Origin of the sequence: Nesterenkonia pannonica (assembly GCF_019575955.1) — a bacterium.
Lineage (GTDB): Bacteria > Actinomycetota > Actinomycetes > Actinomycetales > Micrococcaceae > Nesterenkonia > Nesterenkonia pannonica.
This window is the reverse complement of sequence record NZ_CP080575.1, coordinates 2,057,634-2,080,559: the sequence shown is the minus strand read 5'-3', so window position 1 is coordinate 2,080,559 and position 22,926 is coordinate 2,057,634. Positions and strand designations below refer to the sequence as shown.

Sequence of the window (22,926 nt, the reverse complement as noted above, 5' to 3'; positions counted from 1 at the left end):
CCTCGAGGGAAACCCACACCCATGGCAAAGATCATCTACACGAACACTGACGAAGCGCCCATGCTGGCGACCTTCTCCCTGAAGCCCATTGTCGAGGCCTTCGCCTCCACTGCCGGGGTCGAGGTCGAGACCCGGGACATCTCCCTGGCAGGACGCATCATCTCCCAGTTCCCCGACCACGTCGGTGAGGACAAGGCGGAGGCGGACGCCCTCGCCGAGCTCGGCCAGCTGGCCAAGAGCCCCGATGCGAACATTGTGAAGCTTCCGAACATCTCCGCGTCCGTGCCGCAGCTGAAGGCAGCCATCGCCGAGCTGCAGTCGCAGGGCTACAAGCTGCCCGACTACCCTGAGTCGCCCTCCTCCGAGGAGGAGCAGGACATCCGAGCTCGGTACGACAAGGTCAAGGGCTCGGCCGTGAACCCCGTGCTGCGCGAGGGCAACTCAGACCGCCGCGCGCCCGAGTCCATCAAGAAGTACGTGCGTGCCAACCCTCACCGCATGGGCCAGTGGTCCTCCGAATCCACCACGAACGTGGCCACCATGGGCGAGGACGACTTCGCCTCCAACGAGCAGTCAGTGGTCTTCGAGCGCGAGGACGCCGTGACCATCCAGCACGTGGTAAGGCGACGGCACTGTCACCACGCTCAAAGAGGGGCTCACGGTGCAGGCTTACGAGGTCCTCGACGGCACCTTCATGTCCGCGCGCCCTGGACGCATTCCTCACCGAGCAGGTCCAGGCGGCCAAGGAGGCGGACGTTCTCTTCTCCGCCCACCTCAAGGCGACCATGATGAAGGTCTCCGACCCGATCATCTTCGGCCACATCGTGAAGGCGTTCTTCCCTCCATCTTCGAGAAGTACGGGGATGACCTCGCCGCGGCCGGACTCTCAGCCAACGACGGGCTGGCCTCCATCCTCAAGGGAGCAGAGAAGCTCGGCAAAGCTAGCGAAGGCATCCAGGAGGAGTACCGGAAGGGCCTGGAGAACGGCCCCGGATGTCCATGGTCGATGACTCCAAGGGCATCACCGGGCTGCACGTTCCCTCGGACGTCATCGTCGACGCCTCCATGCCCGCCATGATCCGCAACGGCGGCAAGCTGTGGGGCCCCAGCGGCGAGACCGACGACACCCTGGCCGTCATCCCTGACTCCTCCTACGCCGGTGTCTACCAGGCCGTCATCGAGGACTGCCGCGCGCACGGCGCCTTCGACCCCACCACCATGGGAACCGTCCCCAATGTGGGACTCATGGCCCAGAAGGCCGAGGAGTACGGCTCGCACGACAAGACCTTCGAGATCGAAGCCGAAGGGACCGTGCAGGTGGTCACCGCTGCAGGCGATGTCGTCATCGAGCACACCGTGGAGCCCGGCGACATCTGGAGGGCCTGCCAGACCAAGGACGACCCCATCCAGGACTGGGTGAAGCTGGCCGTGGCCCGGGCCCGTGAAGCCAACGCGCCCGCCGTGTTCTGGCTCGACGAGCAGCGTGCGCACGACGCCAAGCTCATCACCAAGGTGGTGCACTACTTGGACGATCACGACACCGAGGGCCTGGAGATCAAGATCCTCAACCCCGTCGAGGCCACCAAGTACACGGTCGAGCGCCTCCGCGACGGCGAGGACACCATCTCCGTGACCGGAAACGTCCTCCGTGACTACCTCACGGACCTGTTTCCCATCCTCGAGCTGGGAACCTCCGCAAAGATGCTCTCGATCGTGCCTCTCATGGCAGGCGGGGCCTCTACGAGACCGGAGCCATGGCTCCGCTCCCAAGCACGTCCAGCAGCTCACCGAGGAGAACTTCCTTCGCTGGGACTCCTCGGAGAGTTCTTCGCACTGGTCCCTTCCCTGCAGAAGTACGCGGAGCAAGGTTCAGCGCCGAAGGCAAAGGTGCTCGCCTCCGCACTGGACCGGGCAACCGCCACGTTCCTGATGGAGGACCGCTCACCGGGGCGGAAGCCGGGCGGCCTCGACAACCGCGGCTCCCACTTCTACCTCGCCCAGTACTGGGCCCAGGAGCTTGCCGCGCAGACTGAGGATTCGGACCTCGCCGACACGTTCGCGCCCGTCGCCGAGGCGCTGACCAAGAACGAGGACAAGATCCTCGAGGAGCTCACAGCGGTCCAGGGCAGCCCCGCCGATGTCGGGGGCTATTACCGGCCCGATGAGAAGAAGGCGTTCAAGGTGATGCGGCCCTCGTCGACGCTGAACGAGATCATCGACGGTCTGGCTTACTGATTCCCGAATGAGGCAGGCCGTCCTGCGGCCAGCATTCAGCAACCGCCCAGGTGGGTGTCGATACAGTCTCTGACCACGAGAGACGCACCGACAACCTCACCTGGGTGGTTTGCACTATGACACTTTTCGGCTTCCACTGCTCTCAGGAGCAGATCGCTCCGTCCCAGCTTCTGGCCGATGTGAAGCATGCCGAGCAGGCAGGCTTCGACGCGGCCATGAGCTCGGACCACTTCATGCCCTGGTCCGAGAATCAGGGCCACTCGGGATTCACCCTCTCCTGGCTCGGCGCCGCACTGGCACAGACCACCTTTCCCATCGGCTCGGTCTGCGCCCCCGGTCAGCGCTATCACCCGGCCCTGATCGCCCAGGCCACCGCGACGCTCGGTGAGATGTTCCCCGAGCGCTACTGGGTGGCCCTCGGCGCGGGCCAGAACATGAACGAGCACGTCACCGCCGACAAATGGCTTCCGCTCGAGCAGCGGCGCGACAGGCTCGAAGAGGCCGTGGACATCATTCGACGCCTGCACCAGGGCGAATGGATCAGCTTAAGCACTCCGGCCACGTAGAGGTTGAGGATGCCTACCTCTACGACCGTCCGGCCCAAGGGTGCCGCTGCTGGCGACGTGCATCACTCCTGAGTCTGCTCGCCGCGCAGCCCACTGGGCCGAGGGCATGATCACGCTCAACCAGCCCGGCGGCGCCCACCGCGACACCCTGAAGGCCTATCGGGACGCAGGCGGCCGGGGATCCGCATTCCTGCAGGTGCACCTCTCCTGGGCCGACACCTACGAGCAGGCAGTGGAGACGGCGCGCCACCAATGGTCCGCCAACGTCTTCGGGCCGCCCCTGGACCAGGACCTCGCCACGCCGGCGCACTTCGACACCGCCGCCGGAGAAGTGTCGGCGGGGACGGTCCTTGACGCCGTCTGGACCTCGGCGGAGCCGGACCAGCACGTCGAGTGGCTCTCCGCCGCAGCCGAGGACTTCGACGCCCTATACCTCCACCATGTGGGACAGCACCAGAAGCCGTTCATCGACACGTTCGGCGAGAAGGTCCTGCCCCAGCTGAAAGGCACCTGATGCGCATCACCGAGACCGCCGACCTCTGGTACAAGAACGCCTTCATCTACTGCATCGATATGGAGGTCTACCTGGACTCCAACAACGATGGCATCGGTGACATCGACGGCATGTGCCAGCGCATCGACTACCTTGCCGAGATCGGCGTGACCTGCATCTGGCTCATGCCCTTCTACCCCTCGCCCCGGCGCGACAGCGGGTACGACATCGCCGACTTCTACGGCGTGGACCAGCGCTACGGGGACCACGGCGACATCGTCGAGCTCATCCGCACCGCCCACGACCGCGGAATCCGGGTGATCATCGACCTGGTCATCAATCACACCAGCGATCAGCACTACTGGTTCCGCAGGTCCCGCGCCTCGAAGGACAACCCCTACCGCGACTACTACGTGTGGCGCGGCGACACCCCGCCAGACACGTCCGACCAGACGATGTTCCCGGACTCCGAGGACGGAATCTGGACGCAGGATGAGAAGACGGGGAGTGGTACCTGCACCACTTCCTGCACACGCAGCCGGACCTGAACACTGCCAACCCGCAGGTGCGTGACGAGATCTCCAAGATCATGGGATTCTGGCTCCAGCTGGGGTCGACGGCTTCCGCGTCGACGCTGTGCCGTTCGCCATCAATCAGACCACCCTGATTGAGATCGACGACGACGAGATGGCCGAGCCGCACGACTACCTGCGCGCGCTGCGGTCATTCATGCAGCGGCGGGCCAGCGGACAGGGCGCTGCCATCATGCTGGGTGAGGTGAACCTGCCCCATGAGGAGCAGAGGGCCTTCTTCGGGGATCGGACGGTGATCAGCTGTCGATGCAGTTCGACTTCTTCACCAATCAGAGGATGTTCCTGTCGTTCGCGCGTCAGGACGCAGCTCCCATCGAAGAGGCGCTGAAGTCCCGCCCCACGGACCTGAACGAAGAGGTGCAGTACGCGAACTTCCTCCGCAACCACGACGAGCTGACGCTGGACCTGCTCACGGACGACGAGAGGAACGAAGTTCTCGATACCTTCGCCCCCGACGAGGAGCACCGGTTCGCAGGACGCGGCATCCGGCGTCGCCTGCCCACCATGTTCGAGGGCGACCCCGACGTCTGAAGCTCGCATACAGCCTCCTCTTCAGCCTCCCCGGCACTCCGGTGCTCTACTACGGGGAGGAGATCAGCATGGGCGAGAACCTGGACGTGCCGGGCAGGGAGGCCGTCCGCACTCCCATGCAGTGGTCCAGCGAGAAGAACGCAGGGTTCTCCTCCGCCAGCCCCTCAAAGGTGGCGCGCGCCGTCACAGAGGGCTCCTACGGACCGGAGCACGTCAACGCGGGCATCTCGCGCCGGGAGCAGGATTCGCTCCTGCACTGGATCACGCGGTTGGCGAAGCGCTACCGCGAATCCCCGAGATCGGCTGGGGCGATGCGAACATCATCGAACAGCCGCACCGCTGCGTCCTGGCCTACCGGATGGTGTGGGAGGACCATACCCTGGTGCTTCTGCACAACCTCGCCTCCGAACCCGTCCAAGTGCCGTTCGCACTGTCGGATGAGGGCCCTGGAACGCTCCTGATGGACCTGATGGTGGATGACACCTTCGAGCTCGACGGCGAATCGTCGACGGAGGCTCGGCTGGACGGCTTCGGATCACGGTGGCTGCGGATCAAGCGCGAGGGCGACCCGCGACTCGTCTGATCCCCGGCCCGGAACGCCTGCGCGCGCTGCTTGATCGCAGCTTAGCCAACACTCAGACTCGCTGAGTACCTTCAATGAACGGCCTGAATGAGGAGGCACCCACTCTGATGATGCGAACCCTGAGGACCCCATATATGGCAGCCGCGCCTGCTCTGGCGGCGTCCGGGGCCCTGGTGCTCAGCGCCTGCGGTCCCTACCCGGTGGATGCCACCGACCAGCACGACGCCGCGGCGCCCGAGTCCGCGCCGGTCTTCGGCGATATTCGCCAGGAAGCCTTCGACTCGTCGCTGGCCGCGGAGTCGGTGACCGTGACAGGCGAGATGGAGGCGGGGAGGCCGAGCTGGACGAACTCTTCGGCGAGATCGACGAGGAGGACTCCGGGCAGCTCGAGATTCTCGGTGCGTTGGACGGAACCGCCTCCCAGATGAGCTTCAGTGCGGGCACCACGAGCTTTACCCACAGGGTCGTCGAGGGCGACGAGTACTTCGCCGCGAGGAGTTCGCGCAGCTGCTGGCCGCAGAGCTCAACGACGAGGACGACGTTGACGAGGACGAGGACGAGGCAGCGTCCCCGAGGACGACGAGGCCGCTGTCTCGTCCGAGGAGCTCTCAGAGATCATCGGCGACTCCTGGGTCCAGTTCCCGGAGGCCGAGGCCGTCTATTCGGCTGAGGAGCTGCTGACCACGTGGCGCTCCGAGCTCGAGGACGGCGAGTATGACGAGCTCGAGGCCGAGGAGAGCACCCGCGGCGGCGAGGAGGTCTGGGTGTTTGAGGAGGACGACTTCACGTTCGTCGTGTCCTCCGCTGAGGAGCCGCTGATCATGGAGATCAACGACGGCGAGAACACCTACTCCTTCGCCGAATGGGGCGAGTCCGAAGCCCCTGAGGCGCCGGATGACGTGATCACGATCGAGGAGATCCTCGAGGAGGCAGGGGCTGCGCCGCAGCCCGAATCAGACGTCGCCGAGAGCAGCAGCCTGCTTGAGGCCGCCGTGAACAGTCAATGAGCCGCAGCAGGCGGCCGGTAAGGAGATCGAAGAGATGAGCACGCTGTACAGGACCGCTGGACTGCTGGGTGTTGCACTGCTGGCGCTGACCGCCTGCGGCGATGAGGGCGTCCCGGCCGATGACCAGACCGATGAGGAGGACGGCGGCGGAACCGAGGGTCAGGACCCCGACGGTGCTGAGGAGCAGGGCGACCAGCCCGAAGAGATCGCGGGGAGGACCCGGAGGATGAGCAGGGCGTCGCTCCTGACGACGACACGATGGACCCGCCCAGCTTCGCTCAGATTCAGGAGGACATCTGGGACAGCTCCCTCGATTACGAGAGCGTGACCATCACCGTCCTCGTCGAAGAGGACGACGAGGACGCTGAGGAGGTGCCTGAGATCGACGCCGCTGAGGAGCCGCATGGACGGCGAGGACGACGCCGAGCTCGGTCCCGGAGACGAGCTGGTCATCGCAGGCAGCATGACCGGCGACGGTTCCCTGCATGAGTCGCCCTTCGGCGAGCAGCGTCTCTTCGACGATGGGGAGAGGGTGCTGCAGTCCAACGAGTTCTTCGTCTCAACATATGAGGAGTCGCGTCCTGAGGATGCGGAGGGCCTTCAGCCCGAGGAGCTCGAGGATTGGCTGCAGGAGCGCGGCGAGTGGGTCCACGTGACCGAGGTCGTGGACCTCGAGATGATCGAGACCCCGGAGGCGTTCATCATGAACCTCAGGGAGGGCTTCGAGTCGGCCGTGTCCGAGGAGGACGCCGAGGGAGAAGTCGACACGGTCAACGGGGAGAACGTCTGGGTCTACGAGATCGAGAACGCCACCTTCATGGTCGCCGCCGAAGAGGATGATCCCTACCTCGTCGGCTACGAGGCAGCCGAAGTGTCTGTCTCCTTCGAGGACTGGGATGAGACGGACGACGCGGAGGAGCCGGACGAGGACGTGATCATCGAATTCTCTGAGCTCGAGGAGGCGGTGATGGAGGCCACTGGGTGACGGTTTCCTGGAGGGGAGCTAGGAAAGCTTTGGTCCTGTCCGCCCGAACCTGGACACCCCTAAGAGTCTTCTCCGAATTCGCCCTAACGGCCCATTTTCGCTTTCTTTCCGCCGCCTCGTCTGATGGTATGGAACCAGTTCGCCGGGGAAGCCATTTCCCGGCGATGACGGCGGAAATTCCGCCACGCATCACATCGATGCAGGATCACACGGAGGTAACCACGTATGGCTACTACCGAAAACTCCAAGCTCCGCAGCATTGCAGGCATCGTTGGCATCGGCTCCATCGCCATGTTCGGTCTGGCCGCATGCGACGACGGCGCCGACGACACCGGCACTGATGACCCAGCTGTCGAGGACAACGGCGACGGCATGGAAGACGATGGCGCCGCTGAAGACGACGCCATGGATGACGACGCAGCCGTCGAGGACGACGGCATGGACGACGAAGGCATGGACGACGAAGGCATGGACGACGAAGGCTGATCGAATTCTGATCAGCACTTCGGTTCAATGAACCGTTGATTCAGGAAAGGCTCCTGCGCATTGCGCAGGGAGCCTTTCTGTCTGCCAGGAATCCATCTGCCGTGAAAGCAGATTCTGCTCACAGGAATATGTGGCGGAAGCTCAGGCCGGTGTGAGTCGGCAGTCGGCGCAGACGCCGCGGAAGACCACATCGGCAACATCGATCTGCATGCCCAAGGAGGCAGGGGCCTCCAGGCAGGGCGCCTCGCCGTGGACGCAGTCGACGTCTTCGATACGTCCGCAGCTGGTGCAGATGGCGTGGTGGTGGTTGTCCTCGGTGCGCGTCTCGTAGCACGCCGCGGCCCCGGGCGGGTCGAAGCGCCTGATGAGCTCCTTGGCGGTGAGGTCGTGCAGGACCGTATAGATCGACTGCACGGTGATCTCGGGCAGAGTCTCGGCCACTGCTGCGTGAACGCCCTCGGCAGGCTGATGGGGCTGAGAGTGGACCGCCTCAAGCACGGCGAGGCGCTGGCGCGTGACGCGCATGCCCCGCTGGCGCAGCTGGGAGGGCCAATCCTGCTCTTTCATTCTCTATATCATGCCAGCAGTTATGAGGTTCTCATAAAAAGCCCATGGGTGATGCTCTTCACAGAGCCTTGGGTGCGGCCGACCGGCGCGTAGACTTGGCCCGGCACGATGACCGGAGACGAGGAGCCCCTGTGAGCGCTGACATCAATACTGCACCTTTGGCAGATGTGGACCCGGAGATCGCCCAGGCGATAGCCGATGAGCTGGCCGCCAGCGCGGCACCCTTGAGATGATCGCCAGCGAAAACTTCGTGCCTCGTGCGGTGCTTGAGGCGCAGGGCTCTGTGCTGACCAACAAGTATGCAGAGGGCTATCCCGGCCGTCGCTACTACGGCGGCTGCGAATTCGTCGATGTGGCGGAGAACCTCGCCATCGAGCGGGCCAAGCAGCTCTTCGGAGCCGATCACGCCAATGTTCAGCCCCACTCCGGCGCACAGGCCAACGTGGCCGTGATGACGGCCTTCATGCAGCCCGGGGACAAGATGATGGGCCTCTCGCTCGCCCACGGAGGGCACCTCACCCACGGCATGAAGCTCAACCACTCCGGCAAGTTCTATGAGATCGCCGCCTATGAGGTGGATCCTGAGACCGGCTCCATCGACATGGACGAGGTGCGCCGGATTGCCCATGAGGAGAAGCCGAAGATGATCGTCGCGGGATGGTCGGCCTACCCCGCGAGCTCGACTTCGTCCGCTTCCGCGAGATCGCAGACGAGGTGGGCGCGCTCCTGTGGGTCGACATGGCTCACTTCGCCTACCTGGTGGCCGCCGGGCTCCACGCCAACCCCGTGCCGTATGCCGATGTGGTCACCACCACCGTGCACAAGACCCTGGCGGGCCTGCGCTCGGGACTCATCCTCTGCAAGGAGGAGCACCGGAAGAAGATCAATTCGGCCGTGTTCCCAGGGCAGCAGGGCGGACCTCTGATGCACGTCATCGCGGCCAAGGCGATTGCCTTCAAGATCGCCGGGTCCGAGGACTTCCAGGAGAAGCAGCGCCGCACCGTGGTTTAGCGCCCGAATCCTCGCTGAGCGGCTCGTGGCCGACGATGTCACCGAGCACGGCGTTTCGGTGCTCACCGGCGGAACCGACGTCCACCTGGTGCTGGTGGATCTGCGGAACTCGGATCTGGACGGCAAGCAGGCCGAAGATCTCCTCCACGAGATCGGCATCACGGTGAACCGCAACTCCGTGCCGAACGACCCGCGCCCGCCCATGACGACCTCCGGACTGCGCATCGGCACCCCCGCGCTGGCGTCGCGAGGATTCGGCGACGAGGAGTTCCGCGAAGTGGCAGACATCATCGCCGCGGCGCTGAAGCCGGAGCCGAATGTGGAGGCGCTGGAAGAACGGGTCAAGAAGCTTGCAGCGGACTTCCCGCTGTATGAGGGTCTGGAAGATTGGTGAGTGAAGCGATGACAGCGCAGATTCTGGACGGAAAGGCCACCGCCAAGGCCATGAGGGAGGACCTCGCTCAGCGGGTCTCCGCGCTCAAGGAGCGAGGCGTGACGCCCGGCCTCGCGACGGTCCTCGTCGGCTCCGACCCGGCGAGCGAATCCTACGTGGCTTAAGCAAGCACCGCGACTGCTCCGAGGTGGGCATCAACTCCATCCAGGTGCAGCTCGATGAGAGCATCACGCAGGAGGAGCTGCTCGCTGAGCTGGAGAAGCTCAACAGCGACCCTGCGTGCACCGGCTACATCGTTCAGCTTCCCTGCCGAAGCACCTGGACACTCAGGCCGTGCTGGAGGCCATCGATCCCAACAAGGATGCCGATGGTCTGCACCCGATGAACCTCGGGCGGCTGGTCGCATCGACCTCCGGTGATCTCACCTCGCCGCTTCCATGCACTCCCAAAGGATGTGTGGACCTGCTGACGCACTACGGGCTCGACCTCAACGGCAAGCACGTCGTGGTGGTGGGGCGCGGCGTCACGATCGGCCTACCCATCGGCCTGCTGCTCACGAGGCGGAACGTCAACGCAACGGTGACCCTCTGCCACACCGGCACCAAGGACACCGCATCGCACCTGAAGAAGGCTGACGTCGTTGTCGCGGCTGCGGGAGTGAAGCACATGATCGACCCGGCTGACCTGAAGCAGGGAGTCGTGGTGCTCGATGTGGGCGTCACCCGTGAGGTGGACCCCAGACCGGCAAGGCCACGATCTTCGGCGACATCGGTCCCGGCATCGAGGAGGTCGCCAGCCACTACTCGCCCAATCCGGGGAGTGGGGCCGATGACGCGCGTCGAGCTCCTCGCCAACGTGGTGGAGTCAGCGGAGCGCGCCGCTTACTGATCCTGACGGAATGCGAAGGCTCGATGATCAGTTGAGCCGAGCATGGCGAAAAAGATCGGCTTCCTCTCCTTCGGCCACTGGACACCCTCACCTCACTCGCACACCCAGTCGGGGCAGGACGCGCTGCTGCAGAGCATCGACCTCTCCGTCGCGGCGGAGGAGCTCGGGGTGGACGGCGCATACTTCCGCATTCATCACTTCGCCCGGCAGCTGGCCAGTCCATTCCCGCTCCTTGCGGCGGTGGGCGCTCGGACCCGCAGCATTGAGATCGGCACCGGCGTCATCGACATGCGGTACGAGAACCCCATGTACTTCGCCGAGGATGCAGGCGCAGCTGATCTGATTGCGCAGGGGCGTCTGCAGCTGGGCATCTCCCGGGGATCCCCGAGCAGGTCATCGACGGCTTCACGTACTTCGGCTACCAGCCCGGCGAGGGGAGACCTCGGCGGATATGGCCCGCAAGCACACTGAGGTGGCTCTGCAGGTCCTGGAGGGCCGTCAGTTCGCGGAGCCCAATCCGCGCCCCATGTTCCCAACCCGCCCGGCATGCTGCGCATCGAGCCCTACTCCGAGGGTCTGCGTCAGCGGATCTGGTGGGGCGCAGGCTCTGACGCCACCGCTGAGTGGGCAGGCAGGATGGGCATGAACCTGATGAGCTCCACCCTCAAGGACGACGAGTCGGGGGAGCCCCTGCATGTGCAGCAGACCCGCCAGATCCAGAAGTTCCGCCAGGAATTCGCCCAGCACCATCACGGCTTCGAGCCTCGGGTCTCCGTGTCCCGATCCATCATCCCGATCGTCAACGATCAGGATCGGGCCTACTTCCTGGGCCAGCGAGACTCTGAGGACAAGTTCGGAATGATCGATGAGAAGACCCGTGCTGTCTTCGGCCGCTCCTACACTGCGGAGCCGGACCAGCTGGTCACGGCGCTCGCTGAGGACACAGCGGTCGCAGAGGCCGACACCCTCCTGGTCACTGTGCCCAACCAGCTGGGCGTCGAATACAACGCGCACGTGCTGGAGAGCATCATGGAGCACGTCGCGAAGCCCCTCGGGTGGAAATAGAGGGACGAAATGTGCCCACCTCGGGTTGGTGCTGTCTGGCACAATCTCATCCGTGCCTCACACTGCGCCTGAATCGCCGCGCCCCCATACGTCCCTGATGCGCCCGGCCGTGGGCGCACTCGGCGCAGGGCTCTTCACCCTCACCGCCTGCATGGACAACGGCGGAGGCGAGGTTGGAGAGGGCCCGCCCACGCCCCTGGATGGAGGCGACGGCTACGAGGCCCAGGAGGCCGAGGCCGATTCCCAGGATGCCACCGCCGGCTGCCGCACATCGACTTCCCAGAAGACCCTGCCGGTGAGCTTGCCGAGGAGATCGTCGAGGCGCTCAATGCGGAGGGCGACGCCGAGGCCTCGCAGTGGGAGGGCTTACCAGCGACACGTTCGCCTCCCAGGTGGACGCGGACGACTTCGCGGAGATCCTCAATGAGGATCTCCGTCCGTCCGCTCCGTGGGTCGCGGCAGACTATGAGGGGGACGAGACGTCGTCGACGACCCGCCTGGAGTCGCCCAGCGCCGAGCTGGACCTTCAGGTGGCGCTCTCGGATGACGGAGAGACGATTGAGACGGTGCTCTTCGCCGAGCCCTTTGAGCGCATGGAGCCTACCGACGGGTTCGAGGAGGTCGCCGAGCGGCTGGGAGAGATTCCGGGTGAGATGCACGCGCTGGTCCTGGAGGACGGGGAGCCGCTCCTCGAGCTGGGCCGTCCCCACGAGGCTTCCCCGCTGGCCTCCACGTCCAAGCTGTACGTGGTGCTTGCCCTGGGCCAGGCCATCGAGGAGGACCAGAGCCTGGAATGGGGCGACGAGATCGAGCTCACTGAGGATCTGCGGAGCCTCCTCCGGCACGCTCCAGGATCAGCCCGCGGGGTACACCACGACCATCAGCGACGTGGCGCAGCGGACCATCGAAGTCTCCGACAACACGGGCACGGATATGCTCATCGATCTGCTGGGGCGCGACGCGGTCGAGGATGCCGTGGCCGACTCCGGGCACACCCAGCCGGAGCTTCTCCAGCCGTTCCTCACCACCCGGGAGCTCTTCCAGCTCCGCTGGCAGCTCCCCGACCTCGGCGAGGGGTGGGGATCTCTCGACGAGGCGGATCAGCGGGAGCGGCTCGCAGAGCTCGAAGGCGAGGAGCTGGACATCTCCTACGAGGACACAGGCCCCGAGGATGTCGACGTCGACGTGGACTGGCATGCCAGCGCCTACGACATCGCTGCGGTGCACGAGGAACTGGCCGACCTGGCCGAGCAGCAGCCACAGCTGGGGCCTGTTCTCGACACCAATCCGGGCCTGGCAGGACCTGTGGAGGACCCATGGTGGGAGAGCCTTGCGTTCAAGGGCGGCGGCCTGCCGGGAGTGCTCACCGGCAGCTGGCACGCGGAGGCTGAGGACGGAACCACCCGGACGGTTGTCCTTCTCGCCCAGCACGATGAGGCGCTCGGGGAGCACCGCGGCGAGTTCTTCCAGCTCGCCCAAGACGCTCTGACCATCGGCACGGACTCCGAGGACCCTGACGGTGAGGATGAGGAGGATGAGGGGACCAGGACTGACCCTCAGCCTGAGGCGGCCCTGCTCAGCGCAGGAAGAGCTTCTGCATTCGGTAGGTCGTCACGGTGAGCCCCACCCCGATCATCGCCAGGTAGTAGCCCACGTGCACCAGGCTCATGGGGCCGAAGTCCCAGAAGGCGATGTGGCGCATCAGTTCCACGCCGTGCCAGAGCGGAAGCACCTGGATGAGCCGCTGGGCGAGCTCCGGGTACACCTCAATGGGGAAGAGGGTTGCGGAGAATAGGAACATGGGCAGCATGAGGACCATGAGCCAGTCGAGCTGCTGGAAGCGGGTCATGAAGGTGGTGACCGCCATGCCCACAGCGGCGAACCCGAGGGCGATGAGCAGCGACGCTGCGAGCATCAGCACCGCCGCCAGAGGATCGACCAGCCCGGCGACCAGCAGCACCGCCAGGAACCCGCCGGCGTAGATCGCCCCGGAACAGGGCGAGCAGAATCTCGCCCAGGGTGAGGTCCAGCGGGCCCAAGGACGTGGCGATCATGGTCCGGTACAGCTTGGTGATCCGAAGCTTGAAGAACACGTTCACCGTCGAGTCGAACACAGCGCCGTTCATGGCTGACACCGCCAGCAGGGCGGGAGCGATGAACGCGGCGTAGGAGACGGTCTCCCTGTTGACCTCGAACCCTTCGCCGAGCATCGGGGAGACCCCGAGGCCGAAGGAGGTCAGGAAGAGCACCGGCTCGAGGAAGCCTGCGAAGAAGATCAGCTTCCGGCCGCTCCTGATGGCTGAGAGGCCCCGCTCGAAGACCGCCCTGACGTTGCCGGAGTACAGGTTGGAGGCGAAGCCGGTGCGGACGGTGACCGTCGGTGCTGCGCCGGTCTCCTGCTCCCTCCGGTCCTGGGCTGCGACCTTGGCCTCACGCTTGGCGTCCGCGCCACCCCGGGACCCTGCCGCGCCACTCGTCGTAGCCGAGGCGGGCGGTGTAGACCCGCTGGACGATCAGCCAGCCCAGCAGGATCATGACGACGAGGTACGCGGCGTGGACGACGATGAGCCACACCGGTGTGGGCTGCCCGAAGGACAGGACCCGTCCCAGCTCGTTGGCATGCCACAGGGGAGAGAGCCATCCCAGCATCTGAAGGGGCAGCGGCAGGTTGGTCAGCGGGTAGAACGTTCCCGAGAAGAGGAACAGCGGCATCACGACGAAGCGCTGAATGAGTGCGATGCGTCCCCTGTCGTCGCGAAGGGCCGCCACGTAGGCCATGATCGGCAGTCCGAGGGCCAGACCGCCCATGGATGCGGTCAGCACCTGAAGGAATGCCCACGGGGAGGCCAGCACCCCGAAGGCGAGCATGACAGTCAGGAACACCGCCGAGTGCAGCAGGAACCTCACGCAGACGGCGCAGATGTGGCCAGCGGCGATCTGACGGGGAGTGAGCGGAGTAGCCTGCGCGGCGTAGTACCCGCGGCGCCACTTGAACCCCTCCATCACCGGGAAGGTCATCTCGATGGCACCGGACATCATCAGCGTGGCGGCGAGGATCCCCGGTGCGATGTACATCAGATAGGAGTCGGCGCCGTATTCGGCGAAGCTGGTTCCCTGGCCCACCAGAGCGCCGAGCCCCAGGCCCATGGCAACGATGTAGATGATGGGGTTGGCGACGGAGGCGAACAGGATCACGCTCGCATAGGCCCGCATCGAACGCAGCACCCGTTCGGTCATGAACAGCACCCCGCGCACCGAGGCGGCGCGGCCGAGGGCGTCCTTGTCCGCGGCCGGGGACGGCTCAGCCTGGCGGGGCCGGACCGGCCGCTCAGTCAACGAGCGTCCTTCCCGTCAGGCGCAGGAAGACATCCTCCAGCGATGACCGTCGGATCAATGAGGTCACGGGTCTGCGCCCGGTGCTGTGGATCCGTTCGAGGGCAGCCTCCGCATCGGCGGCGTAGGCCAGCAGGCGGTCGGGGAGCACTTCGATGTGGCTGAAGCCGATCGCAGCGTCCGTCAGGACGGGCTCGAGCTCGGCCGCGAGCTCGCTGTTCCGATCCATGCCGAACCGCAGCTCGAGGACCTCTCGCGTCGAATGCTCTCTGATGAGGCCCTGCGGGGAGCCCTCGGCCATGATCTGGCCGTGGTCCACCACGATGAGCCGTTCGCAGAGCTGCTCCGCCTCCTCCATATGATGCGTGGTGAGCACCAGGGTGGTCCCACGTTCGCGAAGCCGGAAGAGCCGGTCCCAGAGCACGTGCCGCGCCTGCGGGTCCAGGCCGGTCGTCGGCTCATCGAGCAGAAGGATGTCGGGGTCGTTCACCAGTGCTCGGGCGATGGTGAGGCGGCGCTTCATCCCTCCCGAGAGATCCTCGACCCGGGACGATGCTTTGCGCGTGAGCTGGGCGAACTCGAGCAGCTCGTCCGCCTTGGAGGTCAGGTATCGGCGCGGCAGTCCGAAGAACCTGCCGTACATGATGATGTTCTCTCGGACCGTCAGCTCCTCGTCCAGGTTGTCCTGCTGGGGAATCACGCCCAGGCGCGCCCGCACCTGCGGGCCCTCACGCTGCGGATCGAGTCCGGCGACCGTCATGGACCCGGAGGTTCGGGAGGCCACTGCGGCGATCATGCGCATGGTGGTGGACTTCCCTGCTCCATTGGGACCGAGGAGCCCGAATGACTCGCCGGATGCCACGGAGAAGCTGATGCCGTCCACTGCGGTGAAGTCGCCGTAGCGCTTCACCAGGTTCTCGGCGGCGATGGCTGGCGACGGGAAGGCTGAGTCTGGCACGCCCGCCAGCTTAGCGCGCAGGGCCGAGGGACACTGTCGCGAGGAGGACGTCTTCATATGCGGAGCGGTCGCGGACGTTCATCCTTGAGGGTGATGTGCAGAGGGTCCTCATCCGGAAGACTGACAGGCATGACGCAAACCCTCCCTGGAACCGACTCCGCACGAGACGGCGAACCCATCCTGGAAACAGAGAATCTGGTCAAGGTGTACGGCCGCGGCGAGACTCGCTTCGACGCCCTGAAAGGCCTGACCTTCGGCATTCAGCAGGGCGAGTCCGTCGCCATCGTCGGCAAGTCCGGCTCCGGCAAGTCGACCCTGATGCACCTGCTGGCGCTGCTGGACCAGCCCAGCGCGGGAGTCGTTGCCCTGCGCGGCGAGCCCGTCAGCGGCCTCAAGGCCAAGGAGGTTTCCCAGCTGAGGAACAGAACCTTCGGCTTCGTCTTCCAGCAGTTCTTCCTCAACCCCCATCAGACGGTGCTCGAGAATGTGACCCTTCCCTGAAGATCGCAGGAGTGGGCAAAGCTGAGCGCAACGAGCAGGGGATGCGCGTCCTCGAGCAGCTGGACATGGGCGCCAAGGCCAAGAACAGGGCCACCACGCTGTCGGGCGGTCAGAAGCAGCGCGCCTGCATCGCACGGGCCCTCATCAACAGCCCCAGCGTGCTCTTCGCCGATGAGCCCACGGGCAACCTCGACTCAGCCACAGGCGACGTCGTCGAAGACATCCTCTTCGGACTCCACCGCGACCACGGCATCACTCTGGTGCTGGTGACCCACGACGAGGACCTCGCAGCCAAGTGTCAGCGGCGGCTGATGATGCAGGACGGCGAGATCGTCCGCGAAGAGACCGGCCGAACCGCCCAGGAGGCAGCAGCGTGAAGACTTTCGACCTGATCAGAGCAGCCTTCGGCAACACGCTCCGCGCCAAGATGCGCACCGGCCTGACCGTCGTCGCCATCGTCATCGGCGCCTTCACCCTCACCCTGACCTCGGGTCTGGGAGCGGGGATCAACCAGACCCTCGATCGCATCGTGGCGGGCTTCGGCGAAGACGACGCGATCTATGTCATTCCCTCCTTCGAAGCGGATGCCGAGGAGCAGGATGGCCCCGCTGAGTACGACCCCGACGCCGCCACCGACACCGGGTTCGGCTCGGGCCTCCTCACGGGGAGGACATGGAATACGTCGAGGACCTCGACGGGGTCACTGGGGTGGACGCCTCCATCGCGGCAGACGCCGACTACCTCGAGACGCAGGGCGGAGACCAGTACCAGCTGCAGCTGGACGACGCGCTCAACGCCCCGCTGGTCGAGCTCGCCGCAGGCAGTATCCCAGCCTCCGACGAAGCGGAGATCACGATCCCCGAGGACTGGCTGACGATCTTCGACACCGACTCTCCGGAGGACGCCATCGGGCAGACGGTCCTGATCGCAGCCAGCAGCGCCATCGGCGAGCAGTCGGATGTCGAGGCGGAGATCGTCGGCGTCACGCAGGGCTCCCTCGCAGGCGTCGGGTTCACCCCCATCCCTCCGTGGAGCTCACCGAGCAGATCGCTGACATCAACGCCGAAGGCTACGAGGGAGAGCAGCCCGAGGGCTACATGATGGCCGCGCTGCAGATCTCGGACCTGGAGGCATACGAGCAGGACATCAAGGATGCGCTCGACGAGGAGGGCATGATGGGCCTGACCGTCGAGGATCAGATCGCCATGTTCGAAGCCGTGATCGACACCGTGACCTGGGTGCTTTCGGCCTTCGCCCTCATCGCCCTGCTCGCAGCGAGCTTCGGCATCGTCAACACGCTTCTGATGAGCGTCCAGGAGCGCACCCGCGAGATCGGCCTGATGAAGGCGCTCGGCATGTCTTCAGGGCGCGTATTCGGCCTGTTCTCGCTCGAAGCCGTCGTCATCGGCCTCATGGGATCCATCATCGGCATCGCCTCCGGCCTGGTGGTCGGGTTCGCCCTCGACGCTGCCCTGACCGGAGGAGAGGACCCACCGCTGGGGACTTCGCCGAGCTGAGCCTCTTCGGCCTGAACTTCATGGCGGTCGGAGGCATCTTCGCCCTGATCATCGCGATCGCATTCCTCGCAGGGACGCTTCCTGCTATGCGAGCCGCCCGCAAGGACCTGATCGAGGCGCTTCGCTACGAGTAGTCCCGCCTACCGCAGACCACACAACGAGAGGAGACATGAGCAAATACGGAACTGAGCCCTACGACCCGCACGCCGCCTACGGGACCGGCGCCCTCACCGAGCCGAACTCGGTGCGCACACTGAGGGTGCTGGTGCTCGCCCTGTTGGTCCTGAGCCTGGCCAGCTACGCACTGATGACGGTCTGGATGCTCAGCGACGCCTACCTCGACGGCGTGCTGGCCATGTATGAGGACTTCGGCCTTCCCGCAGACGAGGCCGAAGCCGCTGCCGACAGCGCAGGGGAGCTGCAGGTGCCATCATCTCCGCCGCACTGATGGCTGGGCTCTACCTCGTCGTCTACTTCGGGCTCAGAGCCGAGCGCAACTGGGCTCGAATCCTCGGCATCGTCTTTGCCATCATCGGGATCGTCGGGGCCCTCGCCACGGTCCTGTTCAGCCTCATGCTCGTCCCATACTTCGACCTGGATCCGGTCCTTGCGCTGAGCGTCGGGCTGTATGCAATCCACATGGTCCTCGTCGTGTGGTGGCTCATCCTCGCCTTCCGCCGTGAGGTCTCCCACTACCTCCGATTCGCCTGAAGGCCTCACCGTCGACTGCGCTAGTGTGAGCAGGTGACTGAACCAGCAGCGGCGCCTGACCGGCGAGTGCTGGCGGCACTGATGCTGCCGATGTTCGGCTCGCTGCTGAGCATCTCATCGGTGATGGTGGCTCTGCCCGCCATCGAAGAGGGCCTCGGTGCCACCCCATCGGACCTCCAGTGGGTTCTCTCCGGCTACGCGCTCGCCTTCGGCGTGGGCATGAGTCCCTGCGGGGCGAGCTTGGCGACATCTGGGGCAGGCGCCGCATGTTCCTCATGGGCGTCGCCGTCTTCGGGTGCGCCTCCTGGGCGCTGCTCTGGCGCCGAGCCCTCTGGTGCTGAACCTCATGCGGTTCATCATGGGGTTCGGCTCATCACTGCTGGTGCCGCAGGTCATCGGAATCATCCAGCAGCTCTTCACGGGCGCTGCCAGGGGCGGGCCTACGGCATGATGAGCACCGTCATCGGGCTCGGGCTGGCTCTCGGCCCCTGCTGGCCGGAGTGCTTCTGGAGCTGGGCGACGATCACTTCGCCTGGAGGCTCGTCATGGCGGTGAACGTCCCGGTGGTTGCGGTGGCGCTGGTGCTGGCCTACCTGTGGCTGCCGGTCCCGGCGGGCGACGCCTCCGGTTCGTCCTCGGAGCAGCAGCTCAGAGGAATAGCACGTCTGGATCCTGTCGGGGCGCTCCTGCTCACCGGGTCGATCCTGCTGATCCTTCTGCCCTTCATCCAGTTCCAGAGTCCTGCAGGTGTGGCACTGGCCCTCGCAGGCCTCGGCCTGCTGGGCGTGTGGGTGCTGTGGGAGAGACGAATGGCTCAGCGGAATCCCGCCGCACCTATGGTGGATCTGCGGCTGTTCGCCATTCCCAGCTTCACCTGGAACTCCTCGGTGCTGATCCTCTACTTCGCCGGAATGCCCGCTATGGGCGCGGTGGTCGCTGTGTATGTCCAGCAGGGCATGGGCCACAGCGCGCTGGTCGCGGACTCGTCACGCTTCCGTCGGCTGTGCTGGTCATGGCGCTGTCCACTCAGGTGGGCCGTCGGGTGGAGCGGCTCGGGCCGCGCATGATGGTCGCTTGCACGACGGCCGCGGTCGTCTCTGCGGCCGCACTCATGGGGGCAGCGCTGCTGATGGGCACACCCGTCTCCTCCGTGTGGTGGATCGTGGCCGGGATGACGATCAACGGGCTCGCCCAGGCGCTCATCATCCCGTCGGCTCAGACGCTGTCCATGCAGGAGGTGCCTGAGCACGTGGCCGCGCCTCAGCAGGAGTGACCCAGACCGCGCAGCGCATCGTCACCGCCATCGGCCTGGCCGGTGTCACCGGCGTCTACTACGCCGTCGCGGCGGCGCGGGATCAGGAGGCCTACCTGCTCGCAGCGGCTGCGGCCCTCACCGCGCTCATGACGGCAGCGCTGCTTGCCGCCGCCTTCGCCGCGCGCCGCGCATCCCGCACATAGCCCGGCCCGGAGGTCCGGGCCGGGAGCTGCGTCAGCGCAGGCGCGTGACCTGCCGCAGGTCCTTGGAGGTGACGTAGTTCGGAGTGCCTGCGAAGATCTCGGCCCGCTCATCGGAGGCCTCCCACTCCCTCTCCGCAGCGGCGAAGTCCTCCGCGCTCCCGGGGCGTGAGACGAACCAGGTGAGCTCGGTCTTCTCATCGTCGAGCCACATGGACTCCACGGTGAATCCTCGGTCCTCCCGCGCTGGGATGACCTTGGTGCGCAGAAACTCTACGAACTGCTCGGCGAGCGCCTACCAAGCGTGTAGCGGCGCATCCACGTCGTGCGGTTCTTGGCGGTGTCCGGCGCAATGCCCTCAGGAAGCTCAGTCATGGGTTTCATGCTACTCCCGAGGCTCTGACAGAATCGAGGATCATGAGCCAATCTCTGCCCTCCTCGACTCGCGCCGAGGCCGCCATGGCCAATGCCTACTTGGCGCGGCACCGGCATCGTCTTCGCCGTCATGGTGACTGTCCTGCTGGTGGCCCTCCTCTTCGCAGCCAACGAGAACGACATCATCGGATGGATTCTGGTGGCGATCTCTTCGGCGTGGCTCCTCCTCGCCATCATCCTCATCGTGACCTTCCGCCGCGGCGCCCAGAAGTTCGGGGACGCGGTCGACTCGGCCCGGGCCGACGCTGCGGCAAGGAACTCCGAGGCTGCAGGCGGCACGGCTGTGGTCGATGAGGACACTCACTCCCGCAACCTGAAGCTGGACCACTCCTTCAAGATCGTGCAGGTGCAGCGTCGCGTGGTGGCCGCCGAGATCGGAAAGATCTCCCGCGGAGAGCAGGCTGACATGGAGATCGTCGACCGCGCCCTGCAGACCATCCAGTTCACAGCGCACAACGGTCGCGACATGCTCTCCGATGTGACGGGCAGGCAGCCCGACGAGGGGTCCCCGGACGGCGGCCGCGGCGCCTCGGACGAGAACCCAGGAACCATCGAAGGGGACGTGATCCGATGAGCGCCGCGGAAGAGGCTCAGAGCCCCACATCATCATTGACTCCAAAGCGGCTGGGGCCCTGCGGATCGGAAGCGTCAACGTCAACGGCATCCGTGCTGCCGAGCGCAAGGGGATGGGGAGTGGCTCGCCCACCGAGAGATCGACATCCTCGCTCTGCAGGAGGTTCGGGCGGACCCGGACACCCTGAGCAAGGTCGTCCGCAAGATGGCGGAGGAGGCCGGTGAGGCGGACCCAGAGTCGGCCTGGCACATTCACGAGCACGAAGCCGCCCAGAAGGGCCGGGCAGGGGTGGCCATCCTCTCCCGCCACGCTCCGACGGCGACGCGCACAGGCATCGGGGAGGGTCGCCCGGAGGACGAGGGCCGGTGGCTGGAGGCAGACTACGAGCTCGCCGATGGAACCACACTGACCGTCGTCAGCGTGTACGTGCACTCCGGGGAGGTCGGCACGGAGCGCCAGGATCACAAGATGCGCTTCCTGCAGCACATGCTCGAATATCTGCCCCGACTGGCTGAGCGCAGCGACCACGTGGCCGTGCTGGGCGACCTCAACGTGGGCCACACTGAGCTCGACATCAAGAATTGGAAGGGCAACCGGAAGAACTCCGGCTTCCTTCCGGAGGAGCGCGCCTTCTTCGACCAGTTCTTCGGAGAGGCGGGATACGTCGATGTCGCCCGCCGCCTCGCGGGAGAGGTCGAGGGGCCGTACACGTGGTGGTCCTACCGCGGAAAGGCCTTCGACAATGACACCGGCTGGCGCATCGACTATCAGATGACCACCCCAGCCTGGCGGATCGAGCGGAGAAGGCCGCGGTGGACCGGGCGTCCGACTACTCGCTGCGGTGGTCGGACCACGCCCCGCTGATCATCGACTACAAGGAGCCGAAATGACTGAGCGCGTGCTGTCAGGCATGCAGCCTTCTGCCGATTCGCTGCACCTGGGCAACTATCTCGGCGCGATGGTCAACTGGGTTCAGCTGCAGGAGTCCTACGACGCCTTCTTCTTCATCCCGGACATGCATGCGATCACGGTGGCCCAGGATCCTGCCGATCTGGCTGAGCGGGTGCGCCGGACGGCTGCGCAGTACATTGCGTGCGGAATCGATCCGGAGCGGTCCACCCTCTTCGTGCAGTCGCACGTGCCGCAGCATGCCCAGCTCGCATGGGTGATGATCTGCCAGACCGGCATGGGTGAGGCCTACCGCATGACGCAGTTCAAGGACAAGGCCGCCAAGTCCGGCAGCGAACACGCCGGGGTCGGGCTCTTCACATACCCCATGCTGCAGGCTGCGGACATTCTGCTGTACCAGCCGCACTCGGTGCCGGTCGGCGAGGACCAGAAGCAGCACGTCGAGCTCACTCGAAATCTTGCTCAGCGGTTCAACCACCGGTATGGGGAGACCTTTCGTGTGCCTGAGCTCGCTGTGCCTGCGTCCGGGGCAAGGATCTATGATCTTCAGAACCCCACCGCGAAGATGTCCAAGTCCGGGGAGTCGCCCAACGGTCTGCTCAACCTCATGGACACCGATAAGAAGATGGCGAAGAAGATCAGGTCCGCGGTCACCGATGACGGTTCCGAGATCCGGTTCGACCGTGCAGCCAAGCCCGGAATCTCCAATCTGCTGAGCATTCATTCGGCCCTGTCCGGGAAGGCTCCTCGGAGCTTGAGGAGGAGTACGCCGGCAGAATGTACGGCCACCTCAAAGTGGAGCTGGCCGAGCTCGTCGTCGAGCGGCTCGGCCCCGTTCGTGACCGCGCCCTGGAGCTTCTCGAGGATCCGGGGAGCTGGATGCTCTCCTCGCCCGCGGGGCGCAGAAGGCGCGCTCGGCCGCTGAGCCGGTCCTCGCCGAGGTGTACCAGAAGGTGGGGTTCCTTCCCGCCGCCCCGGGTTAGCGAGATGGCATCCTCCGACGACCGCAGTGAAGCGTCGCACGTCTCCTCGCTGCTGGACGCCGCACGTAAGAAGGTCACCAAGCTCGATGAGGGCGAGGAGGCGACGCCTAAGATCGACCCGATCGACCTCGAGGCGCTGAAGAAGG

28 protein-coding genes and 7 pseudogenes are annotated in these 22,926 nt (G+C 65.5%); 30 read left to right on the top strand and 5 right to left on the bottom strand.

The window, feature by feature from the left end; translation table 11 throughout:
* Positions 1-21 precede the first annotated feature (21 nt).
* The 10 genes and pseudogenes from K0H76_RS14820 (at position 22) to K0H76_RS14775 (ending at position 7,479) form a co-directional block, all read left to right on the top strand.
* Positions 22-789, top strand: a complete 768-nt coding sequence (locus tag K0H76_RS14820; RefSeq protein ID WP_258933460.1) for an NADP-dependent isocitrate dehydrogenase — start codon at positions 22-24, stop codon at positions 787-789.
* Positions 708-1,010, top strand: coding sequence for an NADP-dependent isocitrate dehydrogenase (locus tag K0H76_RS14815; protein WP_258935429.1), 303 nt, complete (start codon positions 708-710; stop codon positions 1,008-1,010). Before K0H76_RS14820 ends, K0H76_RS14815 begins: the two co-directional genes overlap by 82 nt.
* A complete protein-coding gene (locus tag K0H76_RS14810; protein WP_258933459.1) occupies positions 1,000-2,235 on the top strand; it encodes an NADP-dependent isocitrate dehydrogenase in 1,236 nt (411 codons plus the stop codon). Before K0H76_RS14815 ends, K0H76_RS14810 begins: the two co-directional genes overlap by 11 nt.
* Positions 2,236-2,351: 116 nt before the next feature.
* Positions 2,352-3,315 (top strand): annotated as a pseudogene (locus K0H76_RS14805) (TIGR03557 family F420-dependent LLM class oxidoreductase).
* Positions 3,315-5,001, top strand: a pseudogene (locus K0H76_RS14800) (alpha-amylase family protein). Before K0H76_RS14805 ends, K0H76_RS14800 begins: the two co-directional pseudogenes overlap by 1 nt.
* Before the next feature lie 107 nt (positions 5,002-5,108).
* Positions 5,109-5,429 carry a hypothetical protein gene (locus tag K0H76_RS14795; protein WP_258933458.1) on the top strand — a complete coding sequence of 107 codons (321 nt, stop codon included), beginning with the start codon at positions 5,109-5,111 and terminating at the stop codon, positions 5,427-5,429.
* Between the two features lie 336 nt (positions 5,430-5,765).
* Positions 5,766-6,008: a hypothetical protein gene (locus K0H76_RS14790; protein ID WP_146341361.1), complete on the top strand. Its 243-nt coding sequence runs from the start codon at positions 5,766-5,768 to the stop codon at positions 6,006-6,008.
* A 34-nt stretch (positions 6,009-6,042) separates the two neighbouring features.
* Entirely contained in the window at positions 6,043-6,336 is a 294-nt protein-coding gene (locus K0H76_RS14785; protein ID WP_258933457.1) for a hypothetical protein, read from the top strand.
* 75 nt (positions 6,337-6,411) lie between these two features.
* Positions 6,412-6,993, top strand: a complete 582-nt coding sequence (locus K0H76_RS14780) for a hypothetical protein (RefSeq protein WP_258933456.1) — start codon at positions 6,412-6,414, stop codon at positions 6,991-6,993.
* A 225-nt stretch (positions 6,994-7,218) separates the two neighbouring features.
* Positions 7,219-7,479, top strand: a complete 261-nt coding sequence (locus tag K0H76_RS14775) for a hypothetical protein (protein WP_258933455.1) — start codon at positions 7,219-7,221, stop codon at positions 7,477-7,479.
* Between the two features lie 141 nt (positions 7,480-7,620).
* Here the strand turns inward: K0H76_RS14775 and K0H76_RS14770 are convergent, their stop codons facing one another.
* Positions 7,621-8,046: a transcriptional repressor gene (locus K0H76_RS14770; protein ID WP_258933454.1), complete on the bottom strand. Its 426-nt coding sequence runs from the start codon at positions 8,044-8,046 to the stop codon at positions 7,621-7,623.
* 131 nt (positions 8,047-8,177) lie between these two features.
* Between K0H76_RS14770 and K0H76_RS14765 the strand changes: the two are divergent.
* The 7 genes and pseudogenes from K0H76_RS14765 (at position 8,178) to K0H76_RS14735 (ending at position 13,024) form a co-directional block, all read left to right on the top strand.
* Positions 8,178-9,451: pseudogene (locus tag K0H76_RS14765) on the top strand (serine hydroxymethyltransferase).
* Positions 9,452-9,459: 8 nt separating this feature from the next.
* A complete protein-coding gene (locus K0H76_RS14760; RefSeq protein ID WP_258933453.1) occupies positions 9,460-9,615 on the top strand; it encodes a hypothetical protein in 156 nt (51 codons plus the stop codon).
* Positions 9,616-9,638: 23 nt separating this feature from the next.
* A complete protein-coding gene (locus K0H76_RS14755) occupies positions 9,639-9,836 on the top strand; it encodes a hypothetical protein (protein ID WP_258933452.1) in 198 nt (65 codons plus the stop codon).
* Complete coding sequence (locus K0H76_RS14750) at positions 9,785-10,339, top strand: hypothetical protein (protein ID WP_258933451.1); 555 nt, start codon at positions 9,785-9,787, stop codon at positions 10,337-10,339. Before K0H76_RS14755 ends, K0H76_RS14750 begins: the two co-directional genes overlap by 52 nt.
* A gap of 42 nt (positions 10,340-10,381) precedes the next feature.
* A pseudogene (locus K0H76_RS14745) lies at positions 10,382-11,404 on the top strand (LLM class flavin-dependent oxidoreductase).
* Positions 11,405-11,501: 97 nt separating this feature from the next.
* Positions 11,502-11,831 (top strand): hypothetical protein, encoded by a 330-nt coding sequence (locus K0H76_RS14740; RefSeq protein ID WP_258933450.1) that lies wholly within the window; start codon positions 11,502-11,504, stop codon positions 11,829-11,831.
* Positions 11,832-12,052: 221 nt separating this feature from the next.
* Positions 12,053-13,024 (top strand): serine hydrolase, encoded by a 972-nt coding sequence (locus K0H76_RS14735; protein ID WP_258933449.1) that lies wholly within the window; start codon positions 12,053-12,055, stop codon positions 13,022-13,024.
* Here the strand turns inward: K0H76_RS14735 and K0H76_RS14730 are convergent.
* A complete protein-coding gene (locus K0H76_RS14730) occupies positions 12,981-13,364 on the bottom strand; it encodes an ABC transporter permease (RefSeq protein WP_258933448.1) in 384 nt (127 codons plus the stop codon). The two genes, K0H76_RS14735 and K0H76_RS14730, sit on opposite strands and share 44 nt — an antisense overlap.
* An 83-nt stretch (positions 13,365-13,447) precedes the next feature.
* On the opposite strand from K0H76_RS14730, the gene K0H76_RS14725 reads away from it, so the two are divergent.
* Positions 13,448-13,573, top strand: a complete 126-nt coding sequence (locus K0H76_RS14725; RefSeq protein WP_258933447.1) for a hypothetical protein — start codon at positions 13,448-13,450, stop codon at positions 13,571-13,573.
* Positions 13,574-13,834: 261 nt separating this feature from the next.
* Here the strand turns inward: K0H76_RS14725 and K0H76_RS14720 are convergent, their stop codons facing one another.
* Positions 13,835-14,740 (bottom strand): ABC transporter permease, encoded by a 906-nt coding sequence (locus tag K0H76_RS14720; RefSeq protein ID WP_258933446.1) that lies wholly within the window; start codon positions 14,738-14,740, stop codon positions 13,835-13,837.
* Positions 14,733-15,704: an ATP-binding cassette domain-containing protein gene (locus K0H76_RS14715; RefSeq protein WP_246836371.1), complete on the bottom strand. Its 972-nt coding sequence runs from the start codon at positions 15,702-15,704 to the stop codon at positions 14,733-14,735. The genes K0H76_RS14720 and K0H76_RS14715 overlap by 8 nt, the downstream gene beginning before the upstream one ends.
* A gap of 120 nt (positions 15,705-15,824) precedes the next feature.
* Here K0H76_RS14715 and K0H76_RS14710 point away from each other — a divergent pair.
* The 9 genes and pseudogenes from K0H76_RS14710 to K0H76_RS14670 all read left to right on the top strand — a co-directional run bounded on the left by K0H76_RS14710 (position 15,825) and on the right by K0H76_RS14670 (position 19,882).
* Positions 15,825-16,573, top strand: a pseudogene (locus K0H76_RS14710) (ABC transporter ATP-binding protein).
* Positions 16,574-16,868: 295 nt separating this feature from the next.
* On the top strand, positions 16,869-17,297 hold the full coding sequence (locus K0H76_RS14705; RefSeq protein WP_258933445.1) for a hypothetical protein: 429 nt from the start codon (positions 16,869-16,871) through the stop codon (positions 17,295-17,297).
* Positions 17,225-17,713: an ABC transporter permease gene (locus K0H76_RS14700; RefSeq protein WP_258933444.1), complete on the top strand. Its 489-nt coding sequence runs from the start codon at positions 17,225-17,227 to the stop codon at positions 17,711-17,713. Before K0H76_RS14705 ends, K0H76_RS14700 begins: the two co-directional genes overlap by 73 nt.
* A gap of 169 nt (positions 17,714-17,882) precedes the next feature.
* A complete protein-coding gene (locus K0H76_RS14695; protein ID WP_258933443.1) occupies positions 17,883-18,161 on the top strand; it encodes a hypothetical protein in 279 nt (92 codons plus the stop codon).
* Positions 18,161-18,424: a hypothetical protein gene (locus tag K0H76_RS14690; protein WP_258933442.1), complete on the top strand. Its 264-nt coding sequence runs from the start codon at positions 18,161-18,163 to the stop codon at positions 18,422-18,424. Before K0H76_RS14695 ends, K0H76_RS14690 begins: the two co-directional genes overlap by 1 nt.
* 33 nt (positions 18,425-18,457) lie before the next feature.
* Complete coding sequence (locus K0H76_RS14685) at positions 18,458-18,979, top strand: hypothetical protein (protein WP_258933441.1); 522 nt, start codon at positions 18,458-18,460, stop codon at positions 18,977-18,979.
* On the top strand, positions 18,925-19,491 hold the full coding sequence (locus K0H76_RS14680) for a hypothetical protein (protein ID WP_258933440.1): 567 nt from the start codon (positions 18,925-18,927) through the stop codon (positions 19,489-19,491). The genes K0H76_RS14685 and K0H76_RS14680 overlap by 55 nt, the downstream gene beginning before the upstream one ends.
* The gene (locus K0H76_RS14675; RefSeq protein ID WP_258933439.1) at positions 19,488-19,697 is read left to right on the top strand and encodes a hypothetical protein; all 210 of its coding nucleotides are present in this window, start codon (positions 19,488-19,490) and stop codon (positions 19,695-19,697) included. Before K0H76_RS14680 ends, K0H76_RS14675 begins: the two co-directional genes overlap by 4 nt.
* Positions 19,694-19,882 carry a hypothetical protein gene (locus tag K0H76_RS14670; protein WP_258933438.1) on the top strand — a complete coding sequence of 63 codons (189 nt, stop codon included), beginning with the start codon at positions 19,694-19,696 and terminating at the stop codon, positions 19,880-19,882. Before K0H76_RS14675 ends, K0H76_RS14670 begins: the two co-directional genes overlap by 4 nt.
* Positions 19,883-19,913: 31 nt before the next feature.
* Here the strand turns inward: K0H76_RS14670 and K0H76_RS14665 are convergent, their stop codons facing one another.
* Positions 19,914-20,102 carry a hypothetical protein gene (locus K0H76_RS14665; protein WP_258933437.1) on the bottom strand — a complete coding sequence of 63 codons (189 nt, stop codon included), beginning with the start codon at positions 20,100-20,102 and terminating at the stop codon, positions 19,914-19,916.
* A gap of 243 nt (positions 20,103-20,345) precedes the next feature.
* On the opposite strand from K0H76_RS14665, the gene K0H76_RS14660 reads away from it, so the two are divergent.
* The 3 genes and pseudogenes from K0H76_RS14660 to trpS all read left to right on the top strand — a co-directional run bounded on the left by K0H76_RS14660 (position 20,346) and on the right by trpS (position 22,780).
* On the top strand, positions 20,346-20,888 hold the full coding sequence (locus K0H76_RS14660; protein ID WP_258933436.1) for a hypothetical protein: 543 nt from the start codon (positions 20,346-20,348) through the stop codon (positions 20,886-20,888).
* Positions 20,889-20,919: 31 nt separating this feature from the next.
* Positions 20,920-21,778, top strand: a pseudogene (locus K0H76_RS14655) (exodeoxyribonuclease III).
* A pseudogene (gene trpS / locus K0H76_RS14650) lies at positions 21,775-22,780 on the top strand (tryptophan--tRNA ligase). The pseudogenes K0H76_RS14655 and trpS overlap by 4 nt, the downstream one beginning before the upstream one ends.
* Positions 22,781-22,926 lie beyond the last annotated feature (146 nt).